This window comes from Parabacteroides sp. HGS0025 (genome assembly GCF_000969845.1).
Classification (GTDB): Bacteria; Bacteroidota; Bacteroidia; order Bacteroidales; family Tannerellaceae; genus Parabacteroides; species Parabacteroides gordonii.
Map to the genome: position 1 here is coordinate 3,286,114 of NZ_KQ033902.1, position 12,403 is coordinate 3,298,516.

Consider the following 12,403-nt stretch of genomic DNA (forward strand, 5'->3'; position numbering starts at 1 on the left):
GTTTAGTCCTTTTTACAAGAAGAATATGCGCACACCAACACTTCAATATCTTTACCTGCAAAAGCCGGTAACAATGGTTATCATCATCTGTATAATCTCCGTTCTTCCCTGGATCGGCCTGGGAGATTTCTCCACGAAAGGAGAACCACGCGAGGCTTCAGTTGCCATATCCATGCTTGAGTCAGGAAACTGGATATTACCGCAGGTTTATGCAAATGAGTTTGCTTACAAACCGCCTATGGCACATTGGCTGATGGCTGTTTTCTCTTATCCGCAGGGATATGTATCAGAGTTTACTGCACGGTTACCGTCTACCATCGCATTTATATTCCTGATAGGTTGCACGCTTATCTTTTTCGGACGAAGGATTAAATTCCAACAGGCTTTTATAGCCACTCTCCTGCTACTGACCTGTATAGAAATACATAGGGCGGCAATGACAACCCGGGTCGATATGTTGCTGACTACTTTTATTGTTATCGGACTTTATCAGCTATTCAGGTGGGAAGACAGGCTGGAACTAAAAGGTTTACCAATCATTATACCTGTATTATTAGGATGTGCCGTACTGACCAAAGGACCGGTGGGCTTGATTCTTCCCTTATTTGCATTTGGAGCTTATTTATTGATGCTTCGCAGATATAGTTTGCTTACTATATTCAAATCGCTACTTTATATCGGCGTTTCTTCCATGTTCTTACCATTGTTGTGGTATATCGCCGCCTGGAAACAGAGAGGGGATCAGTTTCTGGATGTTGTACTCGCAGAAAACTTCGGACGTTTCTTTCACCTCGATACGCCTGAAATCAATTATGACCTGGGACATGAAAATGGTGTCTGGTATAACTTTATGACACTGGCTGCCGGATTTATACCCTGGACAATCTTTTTCTTCTTTTCTCTTTTCGGATTGAAATGGCAGAAAAGCAACCAGTCCCTGAAAGAAATCCTGAAAGATAGCTGGAACCGCATTCTTTCTATGGAAAAAGAGAAGTTATTCAGTCTGGTAGCGTTGGTATGTATCATCTTTTTTTATAGTATACCTTCCAGTAAAAGAAGTGTATATCTAATGCCTGCTTATCCGTTCATTGCCATATTCCTGGCTCAATATGCCATTTATATCACTGAATACAGGACGAAGGTAACCCGCGTATTTGCTGCATTTTTATCCTCTGTAACAGCTGTTGTATTAATCGCTATTGGATTGACAATGACTGGAATTATAGACCCGGTAGCTATCGCTTCACAATATACGAGCCGTGCCGCTACGCTATCGCAGGTTGAAGCTATATCCAATATGTTTTCTTATTGCAACGGACTGACTATTTGCATTGTTATTATAGTCTTGCTGGCGCTGCTGACAGTGCTTTATCAGATGTTCAAAAAGATAAATATCAAGATATTGTATGCTACAATCGCTCTAAGCTTTACGATCAATTTATTGGTTGACGGTGTCATTATGCGTGGTATCCGTCAGGACGGTTCTGCCCGTCCTTTTGCAGAAAGAGTGATGAAAGAATATCCGTTGAATGAGAATAATATGTTTGTGATGAACAATCTCAGAATATACAGGAATTTGTACGGGCTTAATTTTTACCTTGGAAACCGCTTTCATAATTTCGAACAGGAGATGCCCGAGGGTGGATTTTTCTTTACAACTCCAAGTGACCTGGAAGTAGTCCTTAAAAATTACGAAGGCCAATACACATTTAGTATATTGACCTCCTCTGAACGTATCATTCAGGAACTACGCCGACCGATTATTCTGTGCAGCTTTGTTCGTGAGAAATAAGACTATTTAAGTTCTTTAATTTTTATACTGCGGAATGCTACCTCATCGCCATGATCCTGCAACAGGATATGCCCTTGGGGAGCTTCTCCGAAACGACCTGCCTCGTTATATGACGGGGCAGCATATTTACTACCTTTCACTAATTCACGGAAAGCATCCGATCCACGTTCGTATTCAAGTGTTTTAAAACCGTTCAACCAATGTTCCACATGGTTATTCGGAAATACTTTAACGACTGCCTGATTCCAGCTTCCAACACCGTTGAAACGTTTGTTCTGAGCAGGCATCATATCATAAAGGCTTGCCAGTGTACGGCTACCGGGGAAAGTGGTATATAGTTTTGCATCCGGATGAAGTTTATCGTCCAATATCTGATATTCCAGTCCATAAGCCGAACCTTTCTGTTTTTCCGCTTCCGTTACAAAATACTTGATACCGCTGTTTGCTCCCGGAGTGATTTTGAATTCCAGACTCAGTTCAAATGCAGCATATTCATTGTCAGAAACAATATCACCACCATTAGTAGATTCGGCACCACCCGATTTCAGCACGATCAATTGTCCGTCTTCAACCTTCCAGCCATGATCCGGGAAAGCCTCTTTATGGGCTCCACGCCATCCATTGGTTGTCTTACCGTCGAACATCAGATTCCAACCGTCTGCCTTTTCTGCTTCCGTCAGGTAATTAGGAACACGGTTCACTTCCGGAGCCAAAGTCCCCTGCATACGTTCTGCTTCCAGATTCTCTGTCTTGATACGGATATTACGCCATTTGATTTCTTTTCCTTCCAGTTCCGTATTCTTTCCGATACCGTGTACCTGAAAAGCAATAAAGCCCTTCGCTGTTTCGTCATCATAAAGATTGGCCGTATTTACACCATTCAGCCAGATACGGATATTATTACCGATCGCTTCAATACGGTATTTGTTCCAGTCCGTCTTTTTATAAGCAGCCTGTCCCGGTTTATTATCGACCAGTGTCACAAGCCAGCCGCGACGTGCTTCATCATATACACCACCGCTCCACGCTCTGTCGGACGGATCCATTTCGCATTGATAGCCATGTACACGTCCGTTCTGATAATCCGGACGACTCTCGCTTCGGAACTGTACGCCCGAATTTAAAGAAGGATCACATAAGGCCTCAAACTCCAGGATAAAATCACCATACTCCTGTTCGGTAGCCATAAAACTGTTCGGCTGGCCTGTCACCGAAGTACCAACCAGGCAACCGTCTTCCACCCGGTAAGGAGCCTCTCCATTCAACTGTTTGAAACCGGTAAGATCTTTACCATTGAATAACTTCTGCCAGCCATCATTCGGTTGACAGGAACAAAGCAGCACAAGAGATAATGCTGCCAACTTCAAACTTGCTTTCATTCTGTTTTCCTTTTAGTATTATAAGTAAGAAATGTTTTTCCGGTATATCAATACACTAATGTGTACGAACACAAAGATAAGAGTTTATTCATAATTCACCAGCAAAAGTGTAGCAATTTTAATAAAGATGCGCTCTTATCGAAGAAATAGGCTTATCTTTGTGTGCAAAATGTAATCAATAAAGGTATTTTTATGAAATTCAAAACGGCTCTTTTTGACTTTGACGGTGTGATAGTTGACACAGAACCCATTTATGATATTTTCTGGAATGAAGCAGGTGAACGTTATGAAACAGGTATTGAAAACTTCGCAGCTGTAATTAAAGGGACAACACTCCCTTACATCATGGACAAGTATTTTTCCGATCGTACGGATGAATTCCGTCAGATGGTAATAAAAGAATCAACCGAGTATGAAAGCACAATGCCCCTGCCGGCCATGCCCGGTTCTATGGAATTTCTTCATCTGCTGAAAGAACAAGGTGTACAAATAGGACTGGTCACCAGTTCTGATGATTTAAAAGTGAAACGTGCTTTCAAATTACATCATCTGGAAAACATGTTCGACACGATCGTAACAGCCGACCGTATCACAAAAGGCAAACCCGATCCGATGTGTTATTTACTGGCAGCAAACGACCTGAATGTCTCCCCCGCCGACTGCATCGTCTTTGAAGACTCTTTCGCCGGAATACAAGCCGGAACCGATGCCGGTATGCGGGTAATCGGACTAAGCACCACCAATCCGGAAGAAACACTTAAAGATAAGGTATATGAAGTAATCCCCAATTTCGAACAGATCACTTTCGAGGATTATTTGAGGTGGTAGACCTAACAAAAAAAGAGTAAAGCCGACTTACAAAGTCAACTTTACTCTTTCTTTTGCTTGAGAATATTTGAATTTCTCTAATCAAACATATGTCTGAATTTACTGAAGATCTTTTCCTTCATGGTGCGGTTAGGCTGGAAGTTAGGTGAATTATCCAGGCCAGTCAACGTTTCTTTTTCTGACGCTGACAGTGTTTCCGGAATATACACACTTACGTTCACGAGCAAGTCACCTGTTCCATAACTATTTACAGAAGGCAATCCCTTGTTTCTCAGACGAAGAACCTTACCCGGCTGTGTACCCGGTTCGATCTTCACTTTCGCCTTGCCATCGATAGTCGGAACTTCTACATTTCCTCCTAATGCCGCCTGAGGTACGCTCAACAACAAGTTATATAACAAGTCGTTTTCATCACGGATTAACTCCGGATGCGGCTCCTCTTCAATCAGGATCAGCAAATCACCGTTGATACCTCCATGACGCGCTGCATTTCCTTTGCCGCTCATAGACAATTGCATTCCTTCTGCAACACCGGCCGGAATATTGATGGTAATGATGTCGTCATCACGCATAATTCCTTCGCCGTTACATTCGGAACACTTTTTGGTAATGATCTTACCTTCACCTCCGCAGGTCGGACATGTGGACTGTGTCTGCATCTGTCCTAAGATGGTATTGGCAACACGGGTCACCACACCACTACCGTGACAAGTATCACAAGTCTTGCTGCTATGGTCGTCCTCTGCCCCGCTTCCATGACATTTGCTGCAAGGGACATATTTCTTAACCTTGATTTTCTTTTCTACTCCGTTGGCGATCTCTTTCAGATTCAGTTTTACCTTCACACGCAAATCCGAACCGCGGTTCACCCGGCGGCCGCCACGAGAGCCTCCGCCAAAACCACCGAAACCACCAAATCCACCGAAGTGTCCGCCAAAGATGTCTCCGAACTGAGAGAAAATATCTTCCATAGACATTCCGGCTCCACCAAAGCCTCCTCCCTGAGAAGCACCTCCTACTCCGGCATGCCCGAACTGGTCATAACGTTGACGCTTCTGAGGATCTCCCAATACGTCGTACGCTTCGGCAGCTTCTTTAAAGTTTTCTTCTGCCTGTTTATCACCAGGGTTCTTGTCAGGGTGGAACTGAATTGCTTTTTTCCGATATGCTTTCTTAATTTCTTCTACTGTAGCGGTTCTTTCCACCTCCAGCACTTCATAATAATCTCTTTTAGCCATCTTTGTATTGTTGTTATTTGCCCGTTAGCACGTTGCTTATTCTCCTACTACTACTTTAGCGTGACGCAGCACTCTGTCATTTAAAGTATATCCGGTCTGGACACAATCGAGGATCTTTCCTTTCAAGCCAGGTTCCGGAGCAGGAATAGTAGCCACAGCTTCAAACAATTCGGTATCGAACGGTTGTCCTACCGCCTCTATGGCTTTCACTCCCTGCTGGGCCAGGTAAGCCATAAACTTGGAATAGATCAATTCCACTCCTTCTTTTACGGCTTCAACATCATCCGATTTACGGATGTTCTGTAATGCACGTTCGAAATCATCGACAACGGGAAGCAATCCTTTCAGAGCAGATTCGCCACCATTCTTGATCAGATCGGTCTTTTCACGTAAGGTACGTTTACGATAATTGTCGAATTCTGCCATTAAACGCAGATGAGAGTCGTTCAGTTCGTTGTACTTCTTTTTCAGCGCGTCCAGTTCTTCGGTCACATTGTCAGTCGCGGCTGTTTCTTCTGCCGCATTTTCCTGTTCGTGCTGCAAATTTGTCGCATCTTCCTGATTCAGGTGTTCATCTTTTTCAGATGTTTCATTCTTTCCATTAAAATTCATCTTGCTCATAACTATCTTAATATTTTTATTATTACCTAATTGTCAGCGATATACAACTATCTCTATCTAATGGCACGAGGTGTATAGATAAAGTTATCCCTGTTGTCATGCACTGGAATAATATCAAATATGCTGCCAACTATTCCTACACAACAAAAATATCTTTACCTTTGCCTGTATATTTAGATTTAAACAGGCATTATTAATACTAATAATAGAATTTCTGACGTTATGAAGAGAATTATTTTATCCATATTACTGTTGTTTGTATTTATGGTCGGTTATGCTCAAAACCGGAATGCATCCATTTGCAGATTAGGATTTACATACGATATCAGCCAGAGTAAGAACTGGGGGAAAAACAAACCTGTAATAACCGGAATAATCCCTTATTCTTCGGCAGAGTTGGCCGGCGTAAAACAAGGAGATATAATAGAGGCGATAGACGGAGTAACAACAACCGAAGTATCTCCCCAGGAGATTGCGGAACTGTTTAATCCGGCCGGAAAGAATGAGGTGATCCTTACGATCAGTAATCTTGCCGTCCCGACCAAACAGGTGATGGTAAAGAAAGATTGTAAGAAGGTTAACTCAATCATGGAAGATCAACTGGCATCCGCTTTCTCGATGTATAGCTTGGAAACGACCGGTGAACGGACTTTTACCTGCCCGTTTAAAACGGTAGTTACCCCCGACTCTGTCAGTTTCGCTAAATTCAAGACATTTGCTTTTGCTGCGATCGACGAAAACAACCGTAAACTGGAAACAGCGATCAATGAATGCATCGAAAAAGAACTGACCAAAAAAGGGTTAACTCTTAATATTGCCCAGCCGGATATCTTGATACAGACATTCTATTTCTTTGATAAAAATCCGAATTTCAAGGGAACAAACGTGATCTTGGTAGACAAGGAGCCGACCTATCGCTATAACTTTACGCAGAGCAAGATGGACTCTTTCCCCTTCCTGGGGACTTCCGCTGCGGAAGCAGAAGCGGAATATCTGTTGCAGTTCGGTTTCCGCATGATCGACCAGGCATTTGTCCCTGGACGTATCATCTGGGAATGTGAGGCGAATGAATTACTGGAAGATTCCTACCGTCTGGAAGAGTATGCCCGTATCCATGCTCCGTTAATGCTGATGCAGTATCCTTACGTGAAATATGGCCGCAACGTACAATACAAGGTCAGTCAGAAAACCTACAATTATACAGGGATCAGCTATGACATCGACCGTCTGGAACTGATTACGGATGTCGACCGCAATTCACCGGCTTATGCATCCGGCCTTCGTCCACGCGATGTGATCGAAAAGATCAATGACAACAAAATGAATTATTCCGCCGAAGAATTTACAGCCGGCTATAAGAACTTCATATCAAAAACGATGAAATACCGCGATCCGAAAACACGGTTTACAGATGCCAACGGATTTAAACGCTGTATGTTCTGGGATACATTCAAATACTCTCAGGTTGCCGATGCACTGCAAAGCTCCGGCAATGTAGGAGCCTTCTCCTACTTATATTATTATGCTCCGTATGTCAATCCTGCAGGAAATAATGCCTGTACGTTTGAAGTCAAAAGGGGCAAAAACAAAATGGAATACATCGTCCGCCCTACCATCCGCAGAGAGGTTACGGTGGAGATAAAATAAAGCATATTAATTAACGTGATATATCCACAAAACTTTGAACAAAAAACGGGGTTCGATAAAGTCCGCCGTTTAATTTCCGATAAATGTTTAAGCCCGCTGGGACAAGAGCGGGTAGCCGAAATGGAATTTTCGGCAGATTATTCAACTGTTATTGAACGTCTGGAACAAACCGATGAGTTTGTCCGTATTTTACATGGGGAACAGGAATTTCCTGCCGCTTTCTTCTTCGATGTACGCTATTCGCTGAAGCGGATACGTCCGGAAGGAACCTGGTTGGATGAAAAGGAGCTATTCGACCTGAAACGTTCTTTACAAACCATCAACGATATCGTCCGCTTTTTCCGTCCTGTAGAGGATGAAGAGATCGCTTATCCGGCACTTACGGCTTTGGCCGGAGATATACTTGTCTTCCCGCAACTGATAGGAAAAATAGACTCCATCCTGGATAAGTTCGGAAAAGTAAAAGATAATGCCTCTCCTACACTGGCACAGATCAGGAAGGAGATCACATCGACAATGAGCGGTATTTCCCGCAGCCTGCAATCGATCTTGCGAAGCGCACAGTCGGAAGGAGTTGTCGACAAAGACGTAACACCTACCATGCGCGACGGACGTCTGATGATCCCCGTCGCTCCGGCTTTCAAAAGAAAGATCAAAGGGATCGTACATGACGAGTCTGCCAGTGGCAAGACTGTGTTCATTGAGCCGGAAGTCGTTGTCGAAGCCAACAACCGCGTCAAAGAGCTGGAAGGCGACGAACGGCGCGAGATCATGAAGATCCTGACGGACTTTACCAATATCGTCCGTCCGATGGTTCCGGATATCCTGCAATCGTATGAGTTTATGGCCGATATCGATTTCATTCGTGCCAAAGCTCTTTTTGCCGAGCAGGTGAAAGGGATCAAGCCGGTAGTTGAAAACATACAACAGGTAGACTGGGCGCGTGCCGTCCATCCCCTGCTTTATCTGTCTTTACAAAAACAAAACAAGCAGGTCATACCGCTCGACATCACGCTCGATGAGAAAAAACGCCTGCTGATCATATCCGGCCCGAATGCCGGAGGTAAATCTGTTTGCCTGAAGACAGTCGGATTGTTACAGTATATGCTGCAATGCGGGTTGTTAATCCCTTTGCATGAGAGTTCGCGTACCGGAATTTTCGCCAGTATCTTTATCGATATCGGTGATGAACAGAGTATCGAGAACGACCTGAGTACATACAGCTCCCACCTGACCAACATGAAGTATTTTGTCAGGAACTGTAACGAAAAAACGATCATACTGATCGACGAATTCGGTAGCGGTACGGAGCCACAGATCGGTGGAGCCATTGCTGAAGCGTTGTTAGACCGGTTCAACCGCAACCATAGCTTCGGAGTAATCACGACCCACTATCAGAACCTGAAGCATTTCGCCGAAGACACTGAAGGGATCGTAAACGGTGCCATGTTATACGACCGCCATCTGATGCAACCGTTGTTCAAACTATCGATCGGAAACCCGGGTAGTTCGTTCGCAGTAGAGATCGCACGAAAGATCGGACTACCGGAAGACGTGATTACCGACGCTTCCGCCAAGGTCGGTTCCGATTATATCGATATGGACAAATATCTGCAGGATATTGTTCGCGACAAACGTTACTGGGAAAGCAAACGGCAGAATATCCGCCAGCAGGAAAAGAAGCTGGAAGATATCACGGCGCGTTACGAAAAAGACCTGGAAGAAGTCAACAAGCAACGCAAGGAGATCATGCGCGAAGCAAAGGCCGAAGCACAGCGCATACTGGCCGAAGCCAATGCAAAAATCGAAAATACAGTTCGTGAGATCAAGGAAGCACAGGCGGAAAAGGAACAGACCAAGCTTGCCCGCAAAGCATTGGAGGAATTCAAAGCATCTGTCGAGTCGACCGGAGAAGAAGACGATAAGATAGCTCGCAAAATGGCTAAACTGCAGGAACGTAAAGAGCGAAAGAAGCAGAAACAGAATGCGCCGGCTACCAAACAGACGTTCAACCGCGAGGTGATCGAAGTGGGCGATAATGTCCGTCTGAAAGGACAGGTATCGGCCGGAACAGTCATGGAGCTACAGGGAAAACAGGCTGTCGTGGCATTCGGTATGATAAAAAGTACAGTCAAACTGGAGCAACTGGAGAAGGTCAGCAAAGGCCAGATCAAAAAGGAGATCCAAAAAAGTACCTTTGTCAGTGTGGGCACGACAGACCATATGCATGAAAAGAAACTGAACTTTAAGCAGGAGATAGATGTTAGAGGTATGAGGGGCGATGAAGCACTGCAAGCTGTAACCTATTTCATTGACGATGCCATCCAGGTCGGAGCGGAACGGGTACGTATCCTGCACGGCACAGGTACAGGTATTCTCCGGCAACTGATACGCGACTATCTGCATTCGGTTCCGGGAGTCGGGCATTACCACGATGAGCATGTCCAGTTTGGCGGTGCAGGTATCACTGTTGTAGAACTGGATTAAACAATTGAGTTATGAGACGAAAAGAGGGAACGCGTTTACACAGGCGCAGACATATTTCCAACCGGCATTTGTCGGATAAATATTATTATGCAGGTGAACATGAAACAGTAACCGACATTCGTCTCACACAATACAATTCCGACGGACTTCATACGACAGAAGTCAAGAAAGGAACTACCTCGTTCAACAAGCTGACAGACCCCAATAAAGTAAACTGGTTCCAGGTGAGCGGACTTACCGATTCGGAAGCGATCACACGTATCGTTAACGATTTCGGGCTGCATAACCTGGATGCCAAAGATATCCTGACCCCTCAACATGTCGTGAAGATCGAAGAGTATGCCAACCACATGCTTATCATTCTTAATTCCAGCTACTATGATGCGAATATGGAAATTCATTCCGAGCATATCAGTCTGCTGGTGACAGGAAATGTGGTCATCACTTTTACCGAGACGAACAATCCGGTATTTGCCAGTACAATGAAAGCACTGGAATCGGATATGCTGAACCTGCGAAAAAAAGGCAGCGGATTGCTACTGGCTTTCCTGCTGAATACGATTATCGCCAATCTGGTAGAAACAGCCTCTAAAGTAGAGGAAATGCTGGAGGATATAGAAGAAACCCTGCTCGATATAAAAAGCGACCAGGGCAATATGGGATCGCTGATACAACAGCGCCGCCATGAATACATGATTATCCGCAAGAACAGCCAGCCTTTGAAAGAGCAATTCCCCAAATTGTTACGCACAGAAAACGGAATAATCGGTCCGGATATGTTGCCGGTCTATACCGATTTATCCGACCAGCTGCAGTTTGTCATACAAACGACCGAAAGTTGCAGGGAAATCATCTCTTCCTTAGTGGATCTCTATATTTCCAACAACGACCTGCGCATGAATGCGATCATGAAGCGGCTGACGGTGGTGTCTACCCTTTTCATTCCACTGACATTCCTTGTTGGTGTATGGGGGATGAACTTTAAGCTGATGCCTGAACTCGACTGGAGATACGGTTATGGCATTGCCTGGGGAATTATGTTCCTCACAGGCCTGCTCACCTGGATATATATGCGGAAAAAAGACTGGTTTTAGAGTCCGTAATTCCTTTTAAACTGATAGTAGGTATTTCTTGAAACATTGAAATGCTTACAGATCATCACAACCGTATCACCTCTTTCCAGCATATTCATTACTTCATCCTTATTGGCATCCAACAGGGATTGCTTGGCATCGGTTCCTTTCGGACGTCCCAATTGTAATCCTTTATCCTTCTTATGATTCAATGCTTCTTTTGTCCGGATCGACATCAGGTTGTGTTCGATCTCCGATATCAGACTGCAAGTATTGGATACCACCTGGGTATTCAGATCGTCATCCAGGATATAGCGGTCGTTTATACTATATACATGAACTCCTTTTGCCATACATTTGCCTAAAAGACTCATTACATCAGATAAGGTACGACCCAAACGGGCGATATCGGTTATAATCACCTTATCCCCCTGTTGCATCCTGTCCAACACACGGCTTAAAGAAGGATCTTTTACCTTCCTCTTATCATCTACAATATCCGTTAACCATTTATCTACTTGTATTCTCTTATCTAACGCAAAACGTTCTATTTCATCTCTCTGTTTTTCAAGATGCTGCTTGCCTGTAGTTACTCTTAAATAAGCTATTACCATAAAACTTTACCACTTCTAGTTTGAATACACAAAATATATTCTTTGTTTACGCTGTGAAGATACAATAAGAAAATGTGATTGCCAGTAGGAAGAAACATTCTTTAATAAGCTCTCCATACATTTTATACTTTTATTTGGAAAAACAACTCTATCTTTGCATTTATGAAAAAATATCTTTTAGTCCTATTAACGATCTTATATATCGGGGTGTCCAGCGGAATCGCCCTGAATATACACCATTGCATGGGCAAGTTGGTGGAAGTCGATCTGTGGCTAAATGATACATGCCCTTCATGCAAAGAAAAGAAACAGTCGAATCATTGCTGTTCTACAGAGACACAACTGGTTAAAATGACTGTCGACCAGAATGTTGACCAGATACCGGTCATCGACTATACGCCGGTGGCTTTATCTTTGCTGTTCGATATAAGAGAACTCCTTGTTCTTTCCGAAACAGTAAAAACAACTGTATCCGAATCCTATTTTAATACCCCGCCCGAATGTAGTGGTGCAGAACTATGCATTCGTAACTGCTCTTTCCTGATTTAATTAATACCGGTTTCCAACAACCGGCTATACCTCTTTTTGTTTACATTTCATAAACAAAAAATAAGAATTATCTGTTCCTTTTGTGTAAAGCAAGAGGAATGTATATACGCATAGGTATTCTTTGTAAAACAAAGCTTGCCTGTTGCCATAAAATTCTATGCACTAATTAAATCAT

The 12,403-nt window shown here is 43.7% G+C and carries 10 protein-coding genes; 6 read left to right on the forward strand and 4 right to left on the reverse strand.

Annotated features, from left to right (window positions below):
* Positions 1-25: 25 nt before the first annotated feature.
* On the forward strand, positions 26-1,792 hold the full coding sequence (locus HMPREF1212_RS13025; RefSeq protein ID WP_046150379.1) for an ArnT family glycosyltransferase: 1,767 nt from the start codon (positions 26-28) through the stop codon (positions 1,790-1,792).
* 2 nt (positions 1,793-1,794) lie between these two features.
* Here the strand turns inward: HMPREF1212_RS13025 and HMPREF1212_RS13030 are convergent, their stop codons facing one another.
* Entirely contained in the window at positions 1,795-3,171 is a 1,377-nt protein-coding gene (locus HMPREF1212_RS13030; RefSeq protein ID WP_046149651.1) for a 3-keto-disaccharide hydrolase, read from the reverse strand.
* A 192-nt stretch (positions 3,172-3,363) separates the two neighbouring features.
* On the opposite strand from HMPREF1212_RS13030, the gene HMPREF1212_RS13035 reads away from it, so the two are divergent.
* Positions 3,364-3,999 carry an HAD family hydrolase gene (locus HMPREF1212_RS13035; protein ID WP_046150380.1) on the forward strand — a complete coding sequence of 212 codons (636 nt, stop codon included), beginning with the start codon at positions 3,364-3,366 and terminating at the stop codon, positions 3,997-3,999.
* Positions 4,000-4,076: 77 nt separating this feature from the next.
* On the opposite strand, the gene dnaJ is transcribed toward HMPREF1212_RS13035, so the two are convergent.
* Positions 4,077-5,237, reverse strand: a complete 1,161-nt coding sequence (gene dnaJ / locus HMPREF1212_RS13040; RefSeq protein ID WP_028726647.1) for a molecular chaperone DnaJ — start codon at positions 5,235-5,237, stop codon at positions 4,077-4,079.
* A gap of 36 nt (positions 5,238-5,273) precedes the next feature.
* Complete coding sequence (locus HMPREF1212_RS13045; protein ID WP_046149652.1) at positions 5,274-5,858, reverse strand: nucleotide exchange factor GrpE; 585 nt, start codon at positions 5,856-5,858, stop codon at positions 5,274-5,276.
* A 222-nt stretch (positions 5,859-6,080) separates the two neighbouring features.
* Here HMPREF1212_RS13045 and HMPREF1212_RS13050 point away from each other — a divergent pair, with 222 nt between their 5' ends.
* From HMPREF1212_RS13050 to corA, 3 genes are read left to right on the forward strand one after another with little or no spacing between them, the layout of a single operon-like run.
* Positions 6,081-7,505: a PDZ domain-containing protein gene (locus HMPREF1212_RS13050; RefSeq protein WP_046149653.1), complete on the forward strand. Its 1,425-nt coding sequence runs from the start codon at positions 6,081-6,083 to the stop codon at positions 7,503-7,505.
* A 15-nt stretch (positions 7,506-7,520) separates the two neighbouring features.
* Positions 7,521-9,992, forward strand: coding sequence for an endonuclease MutS2 (locus tag HMPREF1212_RS13055; protein WP_046149654.1), 2,472 nt, complete (start codon positions 7,521-7,523; stop codon positions 9,990-9,992).
* An 11-nt stretch (positions 9,993-10,003) separates the two neighbouring features.
* Positions 10,004-11,086 (forward strand): magnesium/cobalt transporter CorA, encoded by a 1,083-nt coding sequence (gene corA, locus HMPREF1212_RS13060; protein ID WP_046149655.1) that lies wholly within the window; start codon positions 10,004-10,006, stop codon positions 11,084-11,086.
* Here the strand turns inward: corA and HMPREF1212_RS13065 are convergent.
* The gene (locus tag HMPREF1212_RS13065) at positions 11,083-11,679 is read right to left on the reverse strand and encodes a recombinase family protein (RefSeq protein ID WP_028726652.1); all 597 of its coding nucleotides are present in this window, start codon (positions 11,677-11,679) and stop codon (positions 11,083-11,085) included. The genes corA and HMPREF1212_RS13065 overlap by 4 nt on opposite strands.
* Before the next feature lie 162 nt (positions 11,680-11,841).
* On the opposite strand from HMPREF1212_RS13065, the gene HMPREF1212_RS13070 reads away from it, so the two are divergent.
* Positions 11,842-12,228: an HYC_CC_PP family protein gene (locus HMPREF1212_RS13070; RefSeq protein ID WP_028726653.1), complete on the forward strand. Its 387-nt coding sequence runs from the start codon at positions 11,842-11,844 to the stop codon at positions 12,226-12,228.
* Positions 12,229-12,403: the final 175 nt, after the last annotated feature.